The following is a 21,436-nucleotide window of genomic DNA, read 5'->3' as shown; positions in this document are numbered from 1 at the left end:
CGCGTATTCTCGGGAAGGATCTCGGGGGCTATTTTAGGCGGCATCGTCGAACCCCTGTCCGGCCATCCATTGGCCCAGTTCGGCGGGGGTCTTGCTGCCGCGCGGGAATTCCGGCGAGAGGCGGCCCTCGCAGATCACCCGCACCACATCCGAAAGGCTCAGCACCTCGTCGAGATCTTCTGAGATCAGCAGCACGGCGGCACCGGCGTCGCGGGCGGCGATGAGACGCTCTTGCACATAGGTGACCGCGCCGATGTCGAGGCCGCGCACCGGCTGGTTGGCGAGGATGATCCGCGGCTGCGCGTCGAGCACCCGGCCAAGGATGAGCTTTTGCATATTGCCGCCCGACAGCAGCCGGATGCGGGTGTCGGGGCCGGGGCAGCGCACGTCGTAGGTCTCGATGATCTGCTCGGCGGCGCGGCGCGCGGCGGACCAGTCCATCCAGCCGCGGCGGGCCATCGGGGGCTCGGCATAGCTTTCCAGCACAGCGTTCTCGGTGAGGCTGAAATCGGCGATCGTGCCGGTCTTGTGGCGGTCTTCGGGGATGCGCCCGATGCGGGCTTTGAGCGCGCTCTGCGGTGACCAGTTGGTGACGGTCTCATCGGCCAGAACCATGACGCCCGCGCTGGGCGTCTCGAGGCCCGACAGAAGGTCCGCCAGCGCGCCCTGACCATTGCCCGAGACGCCTGCGAGGCCGAGGATCTGGCCTGCCCTGAGTTCCAGATCGACGCCGCGCAGCCCGGTGCGGTTGCCGCGCGCCGGGGTCGAGACCGCTTGCAGTTTCATAAGCGTGGCACCGGGGCGGGCCTCGGCGGGGGCGGGGGGCGTGATCTCGGCCCCGACCATCAGTTCGGCAAGCTGATGGCGGTCGGTCTTGGCGGTGGCGACTTCGCCCACGAGCCTGCCGTGACGCAGCACCAGCACCCGCGACGAGACCGCCATGACCTCATGCAGCTTGTGCGAGATGAAGATCACCGACAGCCCCTGCGCCACCGCCTTGCGCAGCGTCTCGAAGAGCGCCTCGCTTTCCTGCGGGGTGAGCACGGCGGTGGGCTCGTCGAGGATGAGAATGCGGGCGTCGCGGTAGAGCGCTTTGAGGATCTCGACCCGCTGCCGCTCGCCCACCGAGAGCGATGCGACGCGCGCATCGGGATGCACCGCAAGGCCGAAATCGCGCGACAGCTGTTGCACGCGCTGCCGGGCCGCGCCGCGCCCAAGGCTGGGGCGCCACAGTGGCTCGGTGCCGAGCAGGATGTTCTCCAGCACCGTCATATTGCCCGCGAGGGTGAAATGCTGGTGCACCATGCCCACGCCCGCCGCCAGCGCCGCGCCGGGAAGGCCGGGGGGCAGGGTTTGGCCGAACACCTCCACCGTGCCCGCGTCGGCGGTGTAATGGCCGAAGAGGATGTTCATCAGCGTGGTCTTGCCCGCGCCGTTCTCGCCCAAGAGCGCCACGACCTCGCCGCGCGCCAGCGCGACGTTGATGCCGTCATTGGCGGTGAGCGCGCCGAACCGCTTGGTGATGCCGGAAAGGCGCAGGACGATCTCCTGCGCCTCTTGTGTCTGTGTCATCAGGAGGAGGTCGGCTCTTCGTCGTTGATCTCTACGGTGAAGGACCCGTCCTTGATCGCCGCTTCCTTCTCGGCCACCAGATCGAGCGCCTCTTGCGGGACGTTGCCCTCGAAGGTGCCGAGCGGGGCCAGCGAGCAGCCGCCTTCCTTCATGAAGCTGTAGATGCCGTAGTTCTCTGCCGAGAAGCTGCCGTCGCCGACCTTGGCCAGTGCCGCCGCCAGCGTCGGGCCGAAGTCCCAGAGCGCCGAGGCGACCACGGTCTCGGGGTAGTCGGCCTGCGTGTCGATGACGTTGCCGATCGCCAGAACGCCCTTCTCCTGCGCCGCGTCCGAGACGCCGAAGCGCTCGGCATAGAGCATGTCAGCGCCGCTTTCGATCATCGCAAAGGCCGTCTCCTTGGCCTTGGGCGGATCGAACCACGAGCCGATGAAGCTGACCTGGAAGGTGGCCTCGGGCTTCACTTCCTTCACGCCCGCCATGAAGGCATGCATCAGCCGGTTCACCTCGGGGATCGGGAAGCCGCCGACCATGCCGATATTGCCGCTCTCGCTCATCGCGCCGGCGATGATGCCCGAGAGGTACGAGGCGTCTTGGATGTAATTGTCGAAAACCCCGAGGTTCGGATAATCCTCGTCGGGCATGAAGCTCGAACCCATGAGGAAGGCGGTCTCGGGATAGTCGAGCACCACCTCGCGGGCCTCCTGCTCGACGCCGAAGATCTCGCCGATGATCAGCTGCGCGCCGCTCTCGGCATATTCGCGCATGACGCGCGGATAATCGGTGTTGGCGGTGTTCTCCGAGAAGCTGTAGCTGATCAGCCCGGCCTCCTTGGCGGCCTCAGCGGCGACATGGATGCGGCTCACCCATTGCTGCTCGACCGGCACCGTGTAGATGCCCGCAACGCTGATCGGCTCCTGCGCCATCAGCTTGCCAGCGAGGCCGGTGCTGGCGAGGGCGGCGAGCCCGCCGGTGCTGAGCAGCATCTGTCTGCGGGTCATCTGCCCGTAGGTGTTGGTGAATTTCATCTTCGGTCCTTATCCATCCCTGTGCATTGTTTGGTTTTTTTACCAACCGGTAAGGAATGCGCCGATTCGGGCAATCGGTGGGCGGGCGCCAGCTTGCACTATTCGCCCGCCGGATGGCCCGGAGGCGGCGCGCTGCCTAGGAATTGGGCAAAGCGGCGCCGGGCAGCAACGGCGGGTGCGGCGCGGCGGAGTGCCGCGTGTGCGGGGCGTTGGCGCGAACAGGCTTGCCTTGCGGCGCGGCGCTGCGCACCCTTGGCAGGGCCGGGGGGCACGCACCGCTGATAGAGAACCGCAGGAGCCTGCCATGAGTCTCTTTGCCGATCTGCTGACCACGATCTTCGAGCGCCGGATGGGCGCCGCGCCGCGCCTGCGCCGCGATCCGCGCCCGTTGCCGACGCTTGTCTCGGACCTGCTGGAGGCGCGCAGCGAGGGCGTGGTGACCGCGCTCGCCCGGCAGGTGCTGCAGCGCTACGACAGCATGTCGGGGCCGGAAAAGCTCGAAGCCTTCCGCGGGCTGGCGGCGCTCAACATCGACGCCGCCGCCCTGCGCAGCGCGCTCGACGCCTATGAGGCCGCGCCCTCGGGCGGCAGCTACCGCGCGTTCATGGGGGCTGCCGAGCCGCCGCGGGCCGAGCTTCTGCGCCGCCTCAACATGGTGCCCGGGGCGACCGAGCGGCTGGTGCGGATGCGCTCGGACCTGCTGCGGCGCAGCCGCGACGAGCCCGAATTGCAGGCGCTCGACGAGGATTTCCGCCATCTGTTCAAAAGCTGGTTCAATCGCGGCTTTCTGGTGCTGCGGCCGATCAGCTGGGAAAGCCCGGCGCATGTGTTGGAAAAGATCATCGCCTATGAGGCGGTGCATGCGATCCACAGCTGGGACGATCTGCGCCGCCGCCTCGCGCCGCCGGACCGGCGCTGCTTTGCCTTCTTCCACCCGGCGATGCCCGACGAGCCGCTGATCTTCGTCGAGGTGGCGCTGACCCGCGGCGTGCCCGGCTCGGTGCAGGCGCTGCTCAGCGAGGACCGCGAACCTATGGAGGCGGCCAGCGCCGACACCGCCGTGTTCTACTCGATCTCCAATTGCCAGCCGGGTCTGGCGGGCATCTCCTTTGGCAATTCGCTGATCAAGCAGGTGGCCTCGGATCTCTCCAGCGCGCTGCCGGGGCTGAAGACCTTCGTCACGCTCTCGCCGATCCCGGGGCTGGTGGCCTGGCTCGACGAGCAGGGCACCGCCTTCGATCCGCAGGACGCCAAACGGATGAGCCAGCTGGCCGCGCATTACCTGCTGACCGCCAAACGCGGCGACGGGCGGCCGCGCGATCCGGTGGCGCGGTTTCACCTCGGCAATGGCGCCATGGTGCATGCGGTGCATGCCGGGGCAGACACGTCCGAGAACGGTCAGCGCCAGTCCGGCGGGGCGATGGTCAACTATCTCTACGATCTGCCGAAGGTCGAGACCTACCACGACCGTTTTGCCGCCACCGGCGAGGTGATCGCCTCCTCGGCGGTGAAATCGCTCTCGGCAGGACGCGAGAAGGCGCAGGCCTGAGGCGCGCCGCCGCCCGCTTCTTCTCTTTGAAAATACGCCCGCCGGAGGCGGTCCCGCACTCTCCACCCGCCGCGCGCCCCGGGATCGGCGCGCCCCTTGCCGCCGCCGATACCCGGCCCTATCGTCAGGTCAGGAGGCGCCATGGGCCAGAGCCATACCACAAGCGGCGGATTTACCGAGGACAGCTGGGGCGATGTGCTCTCGGCGGTCGACCGGACCTATGCCGAATTGGTGGAATATCAGGAACGGCTCGAGCGCCAGAACGAAGCGCTGCACGAGGCGCGGCGCTTCATCGGCTCGGTGCTGGGCTCGGTCAGCGACATCATGGCGGTGGTCGGCCGCGACGGGGTGATCGAAGAGGTCAGCGCCTCGCTCATGCGCGCTGCCGAGGCAGAGCCCGGCGCACTGGCGGGGCGGCGTGTGGCCGAGCTTTTCACCGCCGAGGGCGCGGCGCGGATCGAAGGCGCGCTGGCCGATCTGCGGCTCTCGCGTGAGACCGCGTCTTTCGAGGCCGATCTGGTCTCGCCCTCGGGCGCGCAGCCCTTCGACATCGCGCTGTCGGCGCGGCTGTCGGATCGGGGGCGCTATGTGGGTGCGGTGCTCACCGGGCGGCCATTGGGTGAGCTGCGCCGCGCTTATGCGGAGCTTGAACGCTCGCACCGGCAACTCAAGGAAGCGCAGGGCCAGCTGGTGCGCAACGAAAAGCTGGCGACGCTGGGCCGTCTGCTGGCGGGGGTGGCGCATGAACTCAACAACCCGATCAGCTTTGTCTACGCCTCGACCCATGCGCTGCAGAAATATGTCACTCGCTTTGAGACCTATTTCGAGCGGGTGCAGGCCGGGGCCACGCGCGAAGAGCTTGTGGCGCTGCGCGAAGACCTGAAGCTGGAGCGCGACCTGCGCAATCTGCGCGAGGCGATCCATGGTGCCCGCGAAGGCGCCGAGCGGGTGCGCGACATCGTCGCCGATCTGCGGCGGCTGTCGGCGGATGGCTCGGGCGAGCGTGTGCGCTTTGATCTGGTGGAGACCGCCAAGGTCGCCGCGCGCTGGGTCGAGCGCGGTTCGAAAAGCGGCATCGCCGTGCGCTACGAGGGGCCCGAGCATCTGGAGATCTGGGGCGCCCCCGGTCATGTGCAGCAGATCGTCATGAACCTCGTGCAGAACGCCATGGACGCTTTGAAAGGCCATGCGGCGCCGGAACTGGTGATGCGCGTCGCGACCGAGGGTGGCAGGGCGCTGCTCACCCTGTCCGACAATGGCCCCGGTGTGCCGCAGGAGGTGCGGGCGGCGATCTTTGATCCGTTCTTCACCACCAAGCCCGTGGGGCAGGGCACCGGCCTCGGCCTCGCCATCAGCGCCAAGATCGCGCAGGAGCACGGCGGGCGGCTGGTGCTGGAGGACGGGCCGGGCAGCTCGTTCCGGCTGGAGCTGCCGCTGGACGCGCCTGCGGAGGGGCCAGCAGAGAGGCCAGCAGACAAGAGGGAGCCCCCGCAATGAACGTGCTCTGGCTGCAATCGGCGGGCTGCGGCGGCTGCACCATGTCGCTGCTCTGCGCCGAGAACCCCAATGTCTTTGACACGCTGGGCGACGCGGGCATCCGCTTTCTGTGGCACCCGTCCTTCTCGCTGGAAACCGGCGCCGAGGCGCGGCGCATCCTTGAAAGCGTCGAGGCCGGAGAGACCCCGCTCGACGTGCTCTGCGTCGAGGGCTCGATCGTCACCGGCCCGCGCGGCACCGGCAAATACCACATGCTCGCAGGCACTGGGCGCTCGATGCTCGACTGGGTGCAGTCGCTGGCGCCCAAGGCGCGGCATGTGGTGGCGGTGGGCAGCTGCGCGGCCTTCGGCGGGATCACCGCGGCGGGCGGCAACCCGGCGGGCGCGCTTGGCCTGCAATGGGATGGCACGCTCGAAGGCGGGGCGCTGCCCGGAGCGTTCCGCTCGGCCTCGGGCCTGCCGGTGATCAATGTGGCGGGCTGCCCGACGCATCCGGCATGGGTCACCGAGACGCTGCTGCTGCTCGCCGGGGAGGCGATGAGTGAGGGTGATCTCGACCCGTTCCGCCGCCCGCGCTTCTACGCCGATCATCTGGTGCACCACGGCTGCACCAAGAACGAGTTCTATGAGTATAAGGCTAGCGCCCGCAGCCTGTCCGAGATGGGCTGCATGATGGAGCATCTGGGCTGCGTCGGCACGCAGGCGGTGGGCGATTGCAACATCCGCCCGTGGAATGGCGAGGGGTCGTGCACCCGTGGTGGCTATCCCTGCATCGCCTGCACCAGCCCCGAGTTCGAAGAGCCGAACCATCCGTTCACCGAGACGCCGACCATCGCCGGGATCCCGGTGGGGCTGCCCTCGGACATGCCCAAGGCGTGGTTCATGGCGCTGGCCTCGCTGAGCAAGGCGGCCACCCCCAAGCGGATCGACGTGAACGCCCATTCCGACCGCATCCGCGTGGCGCCGACGCTGCGGGTGAAACGCAAGTAAGTGCCGCGGGTGAGTGAGAGATGAGTGAACGACAGCTTCTGGTCGGCCCGTTCAACCGGGTCGAGGGCGATCTGGAGATACGGCTCGACATCGAGGGCGGGGCAGTGCGCGCGGCCTATGCCAACTCGCCGCTGTTTCGCGGCTTCGAGATGATGCTGCCCGGCAAGGACCCGCGCGACGCGCTGACCCTGACGCCGCGCATCTGCGGCATCTGCTCGATCAGCCAGTCGGCGGCGGCGGCCTTTGCGCTGGCGGATGCGGGACGCGCCGAGATGCCCGAGCAGGGGGCGCTGGCCGCCTCGATCCTGCATGGGGTCGAGAATATGGCCGACCATGTGACGCATTTTCATCTCTTCTTCATGCCCGACTTCTGCCGCCCGTCCTATGCGGGCCGCGCGTGGCACCAGCGCGCGCTGCAGCGCTTTACGGCCATGGAGGGCTCGGCGGCCAAAACCATGGTGGAGGCGCGGGCGCGGCTTTTGCACATCGTCGGGATGCTGGGCGGCAAGTGGCCGCACACGCTGGCGATCCAGCCCGGCGGTGTCACCCGCGCGCCGGATGCGCGCGACAAGGTGCGCATCCAGACGCTGCTGCGGGCGTTCCGGCGGTTTCTTGAGACCAGCCTCTTTGGCGCGCCGCTGGAGGCCTTCGTTGGCCTGTCCTCGCTGCGCGATCTCGACGTCTGGAGCACGGGCGATGCGGGGCTGTTCCTCGAGATCGCAGGCGATCTCGATCTGGCCAGCCTTGGGCGCGGGCCGGGGCGCTATCTGTCGGCAGGGGCCTATCCGATGCCTTCGGGCCGGGTGAGCCGCGCCGGGGTCTGGCAAGGCGGCGCGGTCACGGCGTTCGATCCGGCGCAGATCGTCGAGGATGTCAGCCACGCGTGGATGCTGGGCGGTGCGGCGCATCCGGCGCAAGGCGTCACCGCCCCCGACGAAGAGATGCGCGAGGAGGCCTACAGCTGGTGCAAGGCGCCGCGCCTCGGTGGGCAGCCGGTGGAAGTGGGCGCGCTGGCACGGCAGGCGGTGGACGGCCATCCACTGGCGCAGGCGCTGGCCGCCGAGGGCGGCGTGCGGGCGCGCATCACCGGGCGGCTGCTGGAGATCGCGCGGTTGCAGATCTGGCTTGAGGATTGGGCGGCTCGGCTCGACCCCGCGGCGTGTTTCATGGGCGCATGGACGCTGCCCGAGGCGGGCTCAGGTACAGGCACGGGTGTCGGGCTGGTCGAGGCGGCGCGCGGCACGCTGGGCCATTGGCTGCGGATTGAGGGTGGCAAGATCGCCAGCTATCAGATCGTCGCGCCGACCACATGGAACTTCTCGCCGCGCGACGCGGGCGGCGCGGCGGGGCCGGTGGAGGCGGCGCTGGTCGGCTGCCCGGTGGGCGAGGCGGAGGACACGCCGGTGTCGGTGCAGCATGTGGTGCGGAGTTTCGATCCATGCATGGTCTGCACGGTGCATTGAGGTCCGGCGGGGTGAGGGTTTTGGGGGCGCTGCCCCCTGCGGCGCCTGCGCGCCGCACCCCCCGGGATATTTTTGCCAAGAGGAAGACATGAGCGGGCGGCGCATTCGGGTCCGCGGGCAGGTGCAGGGGGTGGGGTTCCGGCCCTTCGTCTGGGCGCTGGCGCGGCGCTTTGGCGTTTCGGGCGAAGTGTCCAACGATGCCGAGGGCGTGCTGGTGCTGGCCTGCGGCGGCGATCTCGAGCGCTTCATGGCCGCGCTGCGCGATGAGGCGCCGCCTCTGGCGCGGGTGGATACGATCGAGGTCTCTGACTGGTCCGGGCGCGCGGAGGGCTTTGTCATCGCTGCCTCGGGGGCGGCGGGGGCCGAGACGCGGGTGGCGCCGGATGCCGCGACCTGCAAAGACTGCGTGGCGGAGATCTTTGGCACGGGCCGGCGGCAGGGCTATGCCTTCACCAATTGCACCAACTGCGGGCCGCGCTACACGATCCTGCAGGGGCTGCCCTATGATCGGGCGCAGACCACCATGGCGGGCTTTGCGCTCTGCGACGCCTGCCGCGCGGAATATGAGGACCCGGGCGACCGCCGCTTTCACGCCCAGCCCGTCGCTTGTCCGGCCTGCGGGCCGCGGCTCTCGATTGAGCGCGGCGGCGCGGAGGTTTTGGGCGATGGGGTCGCGCTGGCGGCAAAGGCGCTGCTGGCGGGAGAGATCCTTGCGGTGAAGGGGCTGGGCGGCTTTCATCTGTGCTGCGATGCGACGCAAGCGGAGGCGGTGGCGCGCTTGCGGAGGCGCAAGCGGCGTCCGGGCAAGCCGCTGGCGCTGATGGCGCCTCTCGACGTGCTGGAGCGGTTCGCCCACCCGAGCGCCGAGGAGGCGGCGCTGCTGCAAGATCCCGCCGCGCCGATTGTGCTGCTGCCCAAGCTGGGGGAGAGCCTGCCCGAGGCGTTGGCGCCGGGGCAGGCGCAGCTTGGCTGGATGCTGCCCTATACGCCGCTGCACCATCTGCTCTGCGCCGCGGTGGGCCGCCCGCTGGTGATGACCTCGGGCAATTTTTCGGGGGAGCCGCAGGTCATCGGCAATGCTGAGGCGCGCGAGAAACTCTCAAGCTTTGCCGACGCCTTCGTGATGCATGACCGGCAGATCGCCCGGCGGCTCGACGACAGTGTCGAGCGGATCACGCCGCAGGGGCCCATTGTGCTGCGCCGGGCGCGCGGGCGGGTGCCGGGCACTTTGCCGCTGCCCGAGGGCTTCGCGGACCGGCAGGTGGTGGCCTATGGCGGGCAGATGAAGGCGGCGATCTGCCTTGTGAAGAACCGCGCTGCGCTGCTGGGGCATCACCTAGGGGAGCTTGACGAGGCGCTGACATGGGAGGCGTTTCTGCAGGCGGATCGGGATTATGCGGCGCTGTTCGATCACCGCCCCGAGGCGGCGGCCTGCGACCTGCATCCCGAGTTCCGCGCCTCCCTCCACGCCCGCGCCACCGGCCTGCCGCTGATCGAAGTGCAGCACCATCACGCGCATCTCGCCGCCTGTCTGGGCGAAAACCTCTGGCCGCTGGCGGGCGGGCGCGTGGCGGGGATCGTGCTCGACGGGCTGGGGCTGGGCAGCGATGGCACGGTCTGGGGCGGCGAGCTCTTGCTGGGCGATTATCACGGTTTCGAGCGGCGTGGATGGCTGCGGCCCGCGCCGCTGCCGGGGGGTGATGCGGCGAGCCGCGAGCCTTGGCGCAACCTCGTGATGCGGCTCGATCAGGCGGGGCTGGGGGCGGAGGCGGAATGCCTGTTGCCGGGGCGGCCGCTGGCGCTGCTGCGGCAGATGGCCGAGCGCGGCGTGAACGCGCCGCTGTCGTCGAGCGCCGGGCGGCTGTTTGACGCTTTCGCGGCGGCCTTGGGGATTTGCGCCGAGGGGCAGAGTTTCGAGGGCGAGGCGGCGATGCGGCTCGAGGCGCTGGCGGCAGCGGCGCCGGAGTGCGGGGCCTATCCCTTTGCCTCGGACGGGGGCGTGATCGACCCGGCACCGCTTTTTGCCGCGTGGCGGGAGGATGCGGCGGCGGGCGCGGATCCCGGCGTCATGGCGCGGCGGTTCCACGCGGGTTTGGCCGAGGCCTTTGCGGCCCCGGCGCGGGCGCTGGTGGACCGCGGCGAGGCGGCAGCTGTGGCGCTGTCGGGCGGATGCTTTCAGAACGCGCTGCTGCTCGATCTGACGGTGCGCGCGCTGGGGGATGTGCCGGTGCTGATCCACCGCAAGACACCGGCCAATGACGGCGGGCTGGCATTGGGTCAGGCGCTGGTGGCGCTCGCACGGCTGGAAAGCGCCTGACCGTCTGCGCTCTCGGGCTGGCAGGGCGCTATCCGTGCTGCGGCTGCATAAACCCTGTAGAAATGCCGCGTAACCACCTGAATATCATGCATATTTAAAACCTTCCTCTGCGTCCGCGCATTCCCTTCGCACACGCCGGCATACCGTGGTCTCTGGAGGGACCACGCGCCTTTGTTCTCGGCGCGCCAGAGTCTCACCGGGTGGGCTGCCCGGAGCATGAGGCCAGACCTGAAGGCGAGGGAGGGACCAGCTTGAGCCAGATAGAAACCTTCTACGATGTGATGCGGCGGCAGGGGATCACCCGGCGCAGCTTCATGAAATATTGCTCGCTGACGGCGGCGGCGCTGGGGCTGGGACCGGCCTTCGTGCCGAAGATCGCCCACGCCATGGAGACCAAGCCGCGCACCCCGGTGATCTGGGTGCACGGGCTGGAATGCACCTGCTGCTCGGAAAGCTTCATCCGCAGCGCGCATCCGCTCGCCAAGGACGTGGTGCTGTCGATGATCAGCCTCGACTACGACGACACGCTGATGGCGGCGGCGGGGCATCAGGCCGAGGCGGCGCTGGCCGACACCATCGAGAAATACAAGGGCAACTACATCCTCGCGGTTGAAGGCAACCCGCCGCTGAACGAGGACGGCATGTTCTGCATCGTCGGGGGGCGTCCCTTCGTCGAGCAGCTGCGCGAGGCTGCCGAGCACGCCAAGGCGATCATCAGCTGGGGCGCCTGCGCCTCTTACGGCTGCGTGCAGGCGGCGAAACCCAACCCGACCCGCGCGACGCCGGTGCACAAGGTGATCACCGACAAGCCGATCATCAAAGTGCCGGGCTGCCCGCCCATCGCCGAGGTGATGACCGGGGTGATCACCTATATGCTGACCTTCGACCGGCTGCCCGAGCTTGACCGTCAGGGGCGGCCCGCGATGTTCTACAGCCAGCGCATCCACGACAAATGCTATCGCCGCCCGCATTTCGACGCCGGGCAGTTCGTCGAGCATTGGGACGATGAGAACGCGCGCAAGGGCTATTGCCTCTACAAGATGGGCTGCAAAGGGCCGACCACCTACAACGCCTGTTCGACGGTGCGCTGGAACGAAGGCGTCTCATTCCCGATCCAGTCGGGCCATGGCTGCATCGGCTGCTCGGAAGACGGCTTCTGGGATCAGGGCAGTTTCTACAACCGCGTCACCGATCTTACGCAGTTCGGGATCGAGGCCAATGCCGACAAGGTGGGCCTCACGGCGGCGGGTGTGGTGGGCGGCGGCATCGCGCTGCACGCCGCCGTCTCGGCGCTGAAATCTGCACAGAAGAAGACGCAGTCCAAAGCGTCCCACGAGGAGGTCTGATCCATGGTCGTGCAAACCCCCAACGGCTTTACGCTCGACACTTCCGGCCAGCGCATCGTGGTCGATCCGGTCACTCGGATCGAGGGTCACATGCGCTGCGAGGTGAACGTCGACGAGAACAACATGATCACCAACGCGGTCTCTACCGGCACCATGTGGCGCGGGCTGGAAGTGATCCTCAAGGGCCGCGACCCGCGCGACGCCTGGGCCTTCACCGAGCGCATCTGCGGCGTCTGCACCGGCACCCATGCGCTGACTTCGGTGCGGGCGGTCGAGGATGCGCTGGGGATCACCATCCCCGACAATGCCAACTCGATCCGCAACATGATGCAGCTGGCGCTCGAAATTCACGACCACGTCGTGCATTTCTATCACCTGCATGCGCTCGACTGGGTTAACCCGATCAACGCGCTGAAGGCCGATCCCAAGGCGACCTCGGAGTTGCAGCAGACCGTCGGGCCGAACCACCCGCTGTCGAGCCCGGGCTATTTCCGGGATGTGCAGAACCGGCTGAAGAAATTCGTCGAGAGCGGCCAGCTCGGGCTCTTCAAGAACGGCTATTGGGACAATCCCGCCTATCTTCTGCCGCCCGAGGCGGATCTGATGGCGACGACCCACTACCTCGAGGCGCTCGATCTCCAGAAGGAGATCGTCAAGGTGCACACGATCTTTGGCGGCAAGAACCCGCACCCGAACTGGCTTGTGGGCGGCGTGCCGTGCCCGATCAACATGGACGGCGTGGGCTCGGTCGGGGCGATCAACATGGAGCGGCTGAATATGGTCAGCTCCATCATCGACCAGACGCAGGAGTTCAACCGCAACGTCTATGTCCCCGATGTGAAGGCAATCGGCGGCTTCTACCGCAACTGGCTGTACGGTGGCGGGCTGTCCTCGAAGGCGTGCCTCGCCTATGGCGACATCCCCGAGCATCCCAACGATTTCTCGCCCGAGCAGCTGCATCTGCCGCGCGGCGCGATCATCAATGGCAATATGGACGAGGTGCTGGACGTCGATCCGCGCGATCCCGAGCAGGTGCAGGAGTTCGTCGATCACTCGTGGTACACCTACGGCGAGGCGGGCAAGGGGCTGCATCCGTGGGATGGCGTCACCGAGCCGAAATACGAGTTGGGGCCGAACGCCAAGGGCACCAAGACCCGCATCGAAGAGCTTGACGAGGCGGCGAAATACTCGTGGATCAAGGCCCCGCGCTGGCGCGGTCATGCCATGGAGGTGGGCCCGCTGGCGCGTTACATCGTCGGCTACGCCAAGGGCCATGAGGACATCCGCGATCAGGTCGACCGGCTGCTGTCGGATATGGACCTGCCCAAGGAGGCGCTGTTCTCGACACTGGGCCGCACCGCGGCGCGGGCGCTGGAATCCGAATATTGCGGCCGTCTGCAACGGCACTTCTTCGACAAGATGATCGCCAATATCCGCAACGGCGACGAGAGCACGGCGAACATCGAGAAATGGGATCCGTCGACCTGGCCGAAAGAGGCCAAGGGTGTCGGCATGACCGAAGCGCCGCGCGGCGCGCTGGGGCATTGGATCAAGATCAAGGACGGGCGGATCGAGAACTATCAATGTGTCGTGCCGACCACGTGGAACGGCTCGCCGCGCGACACTGCGGGCAATATCGGCGCCTTCGAGGCCTCGCTGATGAACACCAAGGTCGAGCGCCCCGAGGAGCCGGTGGAGATCCTGCGCACGCTGCACAGCTTCGATCCCTGCCTTGCCTGTTCCACCCATGTCATGTCCCCCGACGGCGCCGAACTGGCGCAGGTCAAGGTTCGCTGAGAGGAGAAGCGATCATGAAAAAGGCAATCCTGATCTGGGCCGCCTCCGCCTCTGTGGCGGCGGCCCATCCCGGTCACGACGCGGCGCTGCCTGCGGATGGCGCGGCGCATTGGCTGCTCTCGCCGCTGCATGGGCTGGGGGTTCTGGCGCTGGCGGGCGTGCTGGTCTGGCGGCTTTACGCCGCGCGCCGGGAGTGAGCCCATGCCGGAGGACACGCTTCATACGCAAGGAGGGCAGGGCCAGACCCTGTCGACCCGCCCGCTGACCGGCGACGCGCGAGCCTCGGACATCGAAACCGTCCGCCGCCGCACCTCGGTCTTTGTCTACGAATGGCCGGTGCGGCTCTGGCATTGGATCAACGCGGCGCTGATCATGGTGCTGATCGGCACCGGCTGGTTCATCGCCTCGCCGCTGCCGACGATGAATTTCGCCGAGGCCACGCATCAGTTCGTCATGGGCTACATCCGCTTTGGCCATTTCGCCGCCGGGCAGATGCTGACCGTGGCCTTCCTTGGCCGGGTCTATTGGGCCTTTGTTGGCAACCATCATGCCAAGCAGCTGTTCTATGTGCCGGTCTGGAAGAAAAGCTGGTGGAAAGAAGTTGTCCACGAGCTGCGCTGGTACGCCTTCCTTGAGGATGTGCCGAAGAAATACGTGGGTCACAACCCGCTGGCGCAGGTGGCGATGTTCTTCTTCATGACGGTGGGCATCACCTTCATGCTGCTGACCGGCTGGGCGCTTTATGCCGAGGGTGCAGGGCAGGGATCGCTGCCCGATCTGGTCATGGGCTGGCTCATCGCGCTGGTGGGGAATACGCAAATTCTGCATTCCCTTCATCACCTTGGCATGTGGTTCATCGTGATCTTCATGATGATCCACATCTACGCCGCGATCCGCGAGGACATCATGTCGCGGCAGTCGATGGTCTCGACGATGATCTCGGGCCACCGCACCTTCAAGGACGATCTTCCGGACTGACTCCCCTCCCAAGACGGAAGACGTGGAAGCGGACCCTTCGGGGTCCGTTTCTTTGTGTGGAAGGTGGTTTTCCAATTTTGAGTATTTGTGGAAAGATGAATTCCGGTTAGCGTAGGTCAGTTCGGGGCGATTTTTAGGTTTTTGTTAAACATATCATGCAGATGCGGATTTTATCCGGGTGGGTGGAAATTCGCTGCCGTGGCGGAACGATGCCCTTAATTTCGAAAGGGCCAGCAGCTGAAAACACGGTTTTCGGCGCGCAAGCGGAGGGAGGGACATATGGCGCAAAAGGCGCTCATTCTCGGCATCGGTAACGTGCTCTGGGCGGACGAGGGCTTTGGTGTGCGCTGCGTCGAACATGTGGCCGCGACGCTGGCCTATGGGCCGGAGGTGACGGTGCTCGATGGCGGCACGCAGGGGCTCTACCTGCTGCCTTTCCTCGAAGAGGCTGACGTGATGGTCGTCTTTGACGCGGTGGATTACGGGCTGGAGCCCGGCACCATGAAGATCGTCGAGGGCGAGGAAGTGCCCGCCTTCATGGGCGCCAAGAAGATGAGCCTGCACCAGACCGGCTTTCAGGATGTGATCGCCACCGCGCAACTCATGGGCTACTGCCCCGGCGAGCTTGTGTTGATCGGCTGCCAGCCGGTCGAGCTTGAGGATTACGGCGGATCGCTGCGGCCCGAGGTGACGGCGCGCATCCCCGAGGCGGTGGCCATCGCCCGCGGCTGGCTGGCGGCGCGCGGCTTTGTGGCCGCCGAAGGCAGCACCGAGACACCAGATCTCGCCGATGCCTCGCTGCGCATGGACGCCTATGAGGCGGGCCGCCCGACCGAGGATGAGGCCTGCCGCAGCGGCGACGCGCGCTTCTTCCCGCAGAGCGGACGCGGCTGATGTGCGTCGGCATCCCCATGCAGATTCTTTCGGTCGAGGGCATCGCCGCCCGTGCCACGGGCGCCGAGGGCGAGGCGCTGATCGACCTGTCGCTCACCGGCCCGCTGGCCCCCGGCACATGGGTGCTGACCCATCTCGGCTGCGCCCGCGAGGTGATCTCGCCCGAAGAGGCGGCGCTGATCGCCGAGGCGCTGGCGGGGCTGCGCAGCCTCATGGCGGGGGGCAGCGCCGAGGGGGCCTTTGCCGATCTGGAAAACCGCAGCCCGGCGCTGCCCCCGCATCTGGAAGCGGCCCGCGCGGCCGGTTTGAGCAAGGCTTGAGGCCGCAATACGAGGAGTGACTGACATGGGCCATCCGCTGATCGACCGGCTGAGCACCGAGATGAACATGCCGCTGCTGGAGAGCATGGAGGCGCTGCGTGCCTTCACCGCGCGCGACGGGGCGCATGTGCTCTTTGTGCCCGGCGATCCCAAGCGCAACCTTGAAAGCGCCGATGTGGCGGTGATCCTGCCCGAGCTGCGCATGACCTTCCAAGGCGCTTTCGACTGCGCTGTGGTGGGCGATGCGATCGAGGCCGAACTGCGCGAGAGCGCCGGGGTGCTGAAGACGCCTTCGCTGATCTTCTACCGCGGCGGCACCTGTGTCGGCGGCATCCCCAAGGTGCGCGACTGGGACGACTACATGGCCCGCATCCCGCATCTTCTGGCGATCACACCCGAGCTTCCTCCGGCTTCCGAAGCCACCTCCGCGGCCTGAGCCGAAAGGACATCCCCATGGTCAGCAATTTCCACCTTCCGCCCGTCGGCTACGGCCCCGGCTCGCAGCCCGAGGATGAGGCCGAGCTGCAGTATATGTCGCTGCCGCAGGACATGCGCACCTTCACCGCCCATGTGCCGGATGTGGAGGCCAGCGCCGCGCTGGCCCCTGCGATGGGGCTGCTGGCGGCGCTGGCGGAGGCCGCCGAGCGTGTCGCTGGGGGCGGCGCGCCCGAGCGCTTCGATCTGAGCCCGCTGGACGCGGCGAACCGCAGGCTCGTCGCCGACACCATGCTGGAAGGCGAAGTGGCGATGAAGATCCGCGGCATCCCGGCGATCCGCGTGCAGGAGAGCGTTTTTGCGGGTGTCTGGATGCTGAGCGGGGCGGGGCTCGATGCGATCGAGATCGGCGCGGTGCCGGGCGCGGCGCGCAGCCGGGCGTTCGAGCCGTCGCGGCGGGGCAACTCCGAAAAGGCCGGTGTGGGGGTGGTCAACGCCCCGGCGCTGCTGGCCGAATTGCTGGACAAGAGCGCCGCCTACGCGGGCGCGACCCATGTGGTGAATATGACGCTGCTGCCGCACACCGAGGGCGATCTGGCATGGCTCGATGCGCGGCTTGGCGAGGGCTCTGTCGACATCCTGTCGCGCGGCTATGGCAATTGCCGGGTCACCGCCACCGCCACGCCCCACGTCTGGCGCGTGCGCTTCTACAACTCGATGGATCAGCTGATCCTCGACACCTTCGAGGTGACCGCCATGCCCGAGGTGGCGCTGGCGGCGCCCGAAGATCTGACGGACAGCGCAGAGCGTCTGCGTGAAGTGCTGGAGGCGATCCGATGAGCTTTGAAGGGTCCTATCTGGGTGCCAACGACCGGATCAGCGCGCAGGCGGTGATGGAGTGCAAGATCTGCTGGACGCCCTATGATCCGGCCGAGGGCGACGATTTCCGGCAGGTCGAGCCGGGCACCGCCTTTGCCGATCTGCCCGAGGATTGGTCCTGCCCGAATTGCTCGGCCCCCAAGGAGCAGTTCATGGTGCTGGAAGATCCGGGCGCGGCGGACCTGCTCGAAGCGGCGCGCATCAAGGCGGTGACGGACCGGCTCGAGGCCGATTTCGCCGAGGTGTATCATGCCAAGATGCGCGACGTGCCGATCGTCAACAAGGCGCTGCGGGTCGAGGCGGTGGGCTTTCAGCGCCATGGCGACTGCCTGCTTGGAGTGCTGGTCTCGCCGTGGTTCATGAACCTTGTGCTGCTGCCCGATGAGGGCGCGGAGTGGCGTGAGCTCCGCGCCGGGGACAAGGAGGTGATCGGCTTTCCCTCGGGCGAGTATGAATTCCTGCACAACAGCCGCGAGATGACCGGCCCCTACAAGGCCTGCTCGCTGTTTTCGCCGATGGGGGAGTTTACCCGCCAGAAGGACGCCACCGATGTGGCGCGCGCGGTGATGGCGGCGCTTTTCGACGAGGCCAACCGTGCCGAAACCGACCGCGCCGCCGAGATCCGGGCGCAGCGCGAGGCGGATCTGGCCGAGATGGCCGCTGAAGAGGCGGCGATGGATGCGGGTGAGGTGCCGGACCTGCGCGGAGCCCCCTCGCGGCGCGCGGTGCTGACCGCGGGGCTTTCGAACAGCGGGGCGGCTGAGCAGCCGTCGGTGGAGCAGGGCTGATGCTTGACGACGCCGCCCCTCCGCGCCTCGTGGCGCAGGCTGCGCCGGGGCTGCCGGTCGCCCGGCTGGTCGCCGGTCGGTCGGTGGAGGAGGTGCTGGCGCTGATGCCGCGGCTCTTCAACCTGTGCCGCGCGGCGCAGGCGGCGGCTCTGGCGGCGGCGCTGGGGCGAGAGGTGCAGAGCAGCGGCATCGCGGCGGAGGTTCTGCGCGATCACTTGCTTAAACTGCACGTCAGCTGGCCGGGGCAGTTCGGCCTTGCGCCGCTGCCGCTGCCCGAGGGTTGGCAGCAGGGCGGGCGGGCGCTGCTTACGTCGCTCTTCGGCCCCGCCGGACGCGCGCCCGAGAGGCTGGCCGAGCTTGATGCCTTCATCGCGTCGGACCGCCCTGCGGCGCGGGCGCTCTACCGCATCGGGTCATGCTTTGCGCCCGGAGAGGCGGTGGCCGAAGGTCTGGCAGTGGTGGACGCGGCCAGCGTCTGGAACGATGTGCCGGTCGAAAACTCGGTCGCGGCGCGGCACATGCATCACCCGGCGCTGGCGGCGCTGGCCGCGCGCGAGGGGCGGGGGCCGCTCTGGCGCGCCTGTGCGCGGCTCTATGATCTCGAAGCGGCGGCGCTGGGAAGGCTGCCCGCCGTGCTGCAGGGCGCGGGCTGGGCGATGGTCCCGGCGGCGCGCGGCGCTTATGCAGTGCGCGTGACGGTTGCGGCGGGGCAGGTGACCGCGCTGGAGCGCCGCACGCCCACCGATGCGCTGCTGGCGCAGGGCGGCGTTCTGGCGCGCAGCCTCGCCACGCTGCCGCCGGAAAGATCGGGTCTGGGGCCGCTCTTGCTGGACATTCTCGATCCCTGTTGCCCTCTTCGGCTGAAAGAGGTGCAGCATGCATGAGATGTCGCTTTGCGAGGGGATCCGGCAGGTGGTCGATCAGGCCGCCGCTGATCCCGCTATCGCCAAGGTGACCCGCGTGCGGCTGGAGATCGGCCGCTTCGCCGGGGTGGAAAAACATGCGCTGACCTTCGCTTGGGAGGTCGTCATGCGTGGCTCCAAGGCCGAAGGCGCGGCGCTGGAGATGATCGACCTGCCGGGCCGCGCGCTCTGCTACGACTGCATGGCGCAGGTCGAGATCGACAACCGGCTCGATCCCTGCCCGAACTGCGGCGGGGGCAAGCTGATGCCCGACGGGGGCGATGAAATGCGGATCAAGGACATGGAGGTGATCTGATGTGCACGGTATGCGGCTGCGGCGATGCAAGGCTCGAGGGGCATTCCCATGGGGAGCATGGGCATCACCATCATCATCAACATGGTCACCATGACCACAGTCATGATCATGGCCACCACCACACGCATGCCCATTCCCACGCGCATCCCCATGGCGACATTCACTTCGGGCAGGGTCCGGCGGGTGTCGAGGTGCCGGGCATGTCGCAGGAGCGGCTGGTCGAGATCGAGACCGGCATCCTGGCGCAGAACGACCGCTACGCCATGGCCAACCGGGCGCGGCTGGCCGAGCTGGATGCCTTCGCGGTGAACCTCGTGTCCTCACCCGGCTCGGGCAAGACTACGCTGCTCTGCGCCGCGATCCGCGCACTTGGGCAGGCACCCGTGGCGGTGATCGAGGGCGATCAGCAGACCTCGAATGACGCCGACCGCATCCGCGCCACCGGCGCGCCCGCGGTGCAGGTCAACACCGGCAAAGGCTGCCATCTGGACGGCCATATGGTCGGCCACGCCATGGAGCATCTGGACCTGAGGCCGGGAACCACGCTCTTTATCGAGAACGTCGGCAACCTCGTCTGCCCCGCCGCTTTCGATCTGGGGGAGGATGCCAAGATCGCCATCCTCTCGGTCACCGAGGGCGAGGACAAGCCGCTGAAATACCCAGATATGTTCACCGCCGCGCGGCTGGCGCTGCTCAACAAGGTGGACCTTGCGCCGCATTGCGATGTGGACCTCGATCTTTACGAGGCCAACCTGAAGCGGGTGAACCCGACCATCAAGGTGATACGCGTCTCGGCGCGCACCGGCGAGGGGCTGGAGCAGGTTCTCGGCTGGCTGCGTAGCGAGGCACAGGCCAAGCGTCGGGCCAAGGCACAGGTCAAGGCGGCGGAGTGATGGCGGGCCCGGCGCTTCCCACCGTTCTGGTCGTCGACGACGAGCCGCATTCGGTCGCCGCCATGCGCATGGCGCTGGAGGATGACTTCTCGGTGCTCGAGGCGGGCAGCGCCGAAGAGGCGTGGCGGCTGATGGAAGAGCATTGGGTGCAGGTGGTGATCTCGGACCAGCGCATGCCCGGCAAGACCGGCATCGAGCTGCTGACCGAGATCCGCGACCGCTGGCCCGAGACCGTGCGCATCATTGTCACCGGCTATACCGAGACCGGCGACATGATCGATGCGATCAACGAGGCGGGGATCTATCAGTTCATCACCAAGCCGTGGCACCCCGATCAGCTTTTGATGTCGGTGCGCAACGCGGCGCGGCTGTTCGAACTGGCGCGCGACCACGAGCGGATCTCGCTCGAGATGCGCTATCTGGGCAATACCGCCACCGCCAAGCTTGAGGAACGGCGACGGCAGGCGCAGGCGGGGCTTGGCTTCGACAAGGTGCTGCGCGGGGCGAACTCGCCGCTCAATGCCACCATTGCCCATGCGCGGCAGGTGGCCAGTTTCGACGTGGCGGTGCTGATCACCGGCGAGCCGGGCACCGGCAAGACCGACCTTGCCCGCGCCATGCACTACGGCTCGCTGCGCGCCGACCGGCCGTTCTTTGAGCTCAACTGCACGGGCCTTTCGGATGAGGCGTTGGCGGCAGAGCTTTTTGGGGTGAAGCGCGGCGCCATGGCGGGGCAGGTGCAGGCGCGCGCGGGGCTTTTGCAAAAGGCCGACCGGGGCACGATCTTTCTCAATGGCGTCGATGGGCTGTCGGACGTCATGCAAATGGCGCTGCTGCGGATCGTGCGCGAGGGCGCCTTTCAGCCGGTGGGCGGCCATGAGACGCTGACCACGCGGGTTCGGCTGATCGCGGGCAGCCATGCCGACCTGCGCCCGGCGGTCGAGGCCGGACGGTTCCGCGGTGATCTCTTTTACGAACTGGCGGTGACCGAACTGGCGATGCCGCCGCTGCGGGCGCGCGGCGAGGATGTGGAACTGCTGGCCGAGCGGTTCTTGCATGACGCCGCCAGCGCCCACGGCAAGCCGGTGCGCGGGCTCAGCCGTGCGGCGCTGGAATTCCTCATGGCCTACGACTGGCCCGGCAACCTGCCGGAGCTGCGCAACGAGATGCTGCGCATGCTCATCCTCGCGCAGGATATGACGCTGGGGCCGGAACTGATCTCGCGCGCGATCCTGCAGGCGGGCTCGCAGCGCGACGGCGAGCGGATCTCGGGGCAGGATCTGTGCCAACTCGAGGGCACGCTGAAGGACCGGGTGGAACTGATGGAAATGCGCATCCTTGGCGAGACGCTGACCCGTCTCAAGTGGAACAAGTCGCGGGCGGCGGCGGAGCTTGGGCTCAGCCGCGTCGGCCTGCGCGCCAAGCTCGACCGCTACGGCATCGAGCCGCATGCCGCCGTGGCAGAGGAGGACTGAA

General features: G+C 67.7%; 20 protein-coding genes. 18 read left to right on the top strand and 2 right to left on the bottom strand.

From position 1 onward, the window contains the following. Window positions 1-33: 33 nt before the first annotated feature. Window positions 34-1,572, bottom strand: coding sequence for an ABC transporter ATP-binding protein (locus tag AYJ57_RS03560; protein WP_066101301.1), 1,539 nt, complete (start codon window positions 1,570-1,572; stop codon window positions 34-36). Next, window positions 1,572-2,597 carry a BMP family protein gene (locus AYJ57_RS03555; protein WP_066101298.1) on the bottom strand — a complete coding sequence of 342 codons (1,026 nt, stop codon included), beginning with the start codon at window positions 2,595-2,597 and terminating at the stop codon, window positions 1,572-1,574. Before AYJ57_RS03555 ends, AYJ57_RS03560 begins: the two co-directional genes overlap by 1 nt. Window positions 2,598-2,901: 304 nt before the next feature. On the opposite strand from AYJ57_RS03555, the gene AYJ57_RS03550 reads away from it, so the two are divergent. From AYJ57_RS03550 to AYJ57_RS03465, 18 genes are all read left to right on the top strand, one after another. Then, window positions 2,902-4,146: a malonyl-CoA decarboxylase gene (locus AYJ57_RS03550; protein WP_066101295.1), complete on the top strand. Its 1,245-nt coding sequence runs from the start codon at window positions 2,902-2,904 to the stop codon at window positions 4,144-4,146. Window positions 4,147-4,287: 141 nt separating this feature from the next. After that, window positions 4,288-5,643 (top strand): sensor histidine kinase, encoded by a 1,356-nt coding sequence (locus tag AYJ57_RS03545; RefSeq protein ID WP_066101292.1) that lies wholly within the window; start codon window positions 4,288-4,290, stop codon window positions 5,641-5,643. Further along, entirely contained in the window at window positions 5,640-6,632 is a 993-nt protein-coding gene (locus AYJ57_RS03540) for a HupU protein (RefSeq protein WP_066101288.1), read from the top strand. Before AYJ57_RS03545 ends, AYJ57_RS03540 begins: the two co-directional genes overlap by 4 nt. Before the next feature lie 20 nt (window positions 6,633-6,652). Continuing rightward, the gene (locus AYJ57_RS03535) at window positions 6,653-8,095 is read left to right on the top strand and encodes a nickel-dependent hydrogenase large subunit (protein ID WP_066101285.1); all 1,443 of its coding nucleotides are present in this window, start codon (window positions 6,653-6,655) and stop codon (window positions 8,093-8,095) included. A gap of 88 nt (window positions 8,096-8,183) precedes the next feature. Next, window positions 8,184-10,412, top strand: a complete 2,229-nt coding sequence (hypF, locus tag AYJ57_RS03530) for a carbamoyltransferase HypF (RefSeq protein ID WP_066101282.1) — start codon at window positions 8,184-8,186, stop codon at window positions 10,410-10,412. Window positions 10,413-10,663: 251 nt separating this feature from the next. Beyond that, a complete protein-coding gene (locus AYJ57_RS03525) occupies window positions 10,664-11,758 on the top strand; it encodes a hydrogenase small subunit (protein ID WP_066101279.1) in 1,095 nt (364 codons plus the stop codon). 3 nt (window positions 11,759-11,761) lie between these two features. Continuing rightward, on the top strand, window positions 11,762-13,555 hold the full coding sequence (locus tag AYJ57_RS03520; RefSeq protein WP_066101275.1) for a nickel-dependent hydrogenase large subunit: 1,794 nt from the start codon (window positions 11,762-11,764) through the stop codon (window positions 13,553-13,555). A 14-nt stretch (window positions 13,556-13,569) separates the two neighbouring features. Continuing rightward, window positions 13,570-13,752, top strand: a complete 183-nt coding sequence (locus tag AYJ57_RS03515; RefSeq protein WP_066101272.1) for a hypothetical protein — start codon at window positions 13,570-13,572, stop codon at window positions 13,750-13,752. Between the two features lie 4 nt (window positions 13,753-13,756). Further along, the gene (cybH, locus tag AYJ57_RS03510) at window positions 13,757-14,533 is read left to right on the top strand and encodes a Ni/Fe-hydrogenase, b-type cytochrome subunit (protein WP_066101269.1); all 777 of its coding nucleotides are present in this window, start codon (window positions 13,757-13,759) and stop codon (window positions 14,531-14,533) included. Window positions 14,534-14,812: 279 nt separating this feature from the next. Beyond that, a complete protein-coding gene (locus AYJ57_RS03505; protein ID WP_066101266.1) occupies window positions 14,813-15,427 on the top strand; it encodes a HyaD/HybD family hydrogenase maturation endopeptidase in 615 nt (204 codons plus the stop codon). Next, the gene (locus AYJ57_RS03500; RefSeq protein ID WP_066101264.1) at window positions 15,427-15,747 is read left to right on the top strand and encodes a HypC/HybG/HupF family hydrogenase formation chaperone; all 321 of its coding nucleotides are present in this window, start codon (window positions 15,427-15,429) and stop codon (window positions 15,745-15,747) included. The genes AYJ57_RS03505 and AYJ57_RS03500 overlap by 1 nt, the downstream gene beginning before the upstream one ends. 25 nt (window positions 15,748-15,772) lie before the next feature. Beyond that, window positions 15,773-16,183 carry a hydrogenase accessory protein gene (locus AYJ57_RS03495; protein WP_066101262.1) on the top strand — a complete coding sequence of 137 codons (411 nt, stop codon included), beginning with the start codon at window positions 15,773-15,775 and terminating at the stop codon, window positions 16,181-16,183. 17 nt (window positions 16,184-16,200) lie between these two features. Beyond that, the gene (locus AYJ57_RS03490) at window positions 16,201-17,022 is read left to right on the top strand and encodes a hydrogenase expression/formation protein (RefSeq protein WP_066101259.1); all 822 of its coding nucleotides are present in this window, start codon (window positions 16,201-16,203) and stop codon (window positions 17,020-17,022) included. Beyond that, the gene (gene hybE, locus AYJ57_RS03485) at window positions 17,019-17,849 is read left to right on the top strand and encodes a [NiFe]-hydrogenase assembly chaperone HybE (RefSeq protein WP_066101256.1); all 831 of its coding nucleotides are present in this window, start codon (window positions 17,019-17,021) and stop codon (window positions 17,847-17,849) included. Before AYJ57_RS03490 ends, hybE begins: the two co-directional genes overlap by 4 nt. Continuing rightward, on the top strand, window positions 17,849-18,733 hold the full coding sequence (locus AYJ57_RS03480; RefSeq protein WP_066101253.1) for a hydrogenase expression/formation protein HupK: 885 nt from the start codon (window positions 17,849-17,851) through the stop codon (window positions 18,731-18,733). Before hybE ends, AYJ57_RS03480 begins: the two co-directional genes overlap by 1 nt. Next, window positions 18,726-19,067, top strand: a complete 342-nt coding sequence (hypA, locus tag AYJ57_RS03475) for a hydrogenase maturation nickel metallochaperone HypA (RefSeq protein WP_066101250.1) — start codon at window positions 18,726-18,728, stop codon at window positions 19,065-19,067. The genes AYJ57_RS03480 and hypA overlap by 8 nt, the downstream gene beginning before the upstream one ends. After that, window positions 19,067-19,960, top strand: coding sequence for a hydrogenase nickel incorporation protein HypB (hypB, locus tag AYJ57_RS03470; protein WP_066101247.1), 894 nt, complete (start codon window positions 19,067-19,069; stop codon window positions 19,958-19,960). The genes hypA and hypB overlap by 1 nt, the downstream gene beginning before the upstream one ends. Further along, a complete protein-coding gene (locus AYJ57_RS03465; protein WP_066101244.1) occupies window positions 19,960-21,435 on the top strand; it encodes a sigma-54-dependent transcriptional regulator in 1,476 nt (491 codons plus the stop codon). The genes hypB and AYJ57_RS03465 overlap by 1 nt, the downstream gene beginning before the upstream one ends. The last annotated feature ends 1 nt before the right edge of the window (window position 21,436 follow it).

The sequence above is a fragment of the Salipiger sp. CCB-MM3 genome, from assembly GCF_001687105.1.
Taxonomy (GTDB): Bacteria; Pseudomonadota; Alphaproteobacteria; order Rhodobacterales; family Rhodobacteraceae; genus Salipiger.
This window is presented reverse-complemented; position numbering and strand designations above follow the sequence as displayed.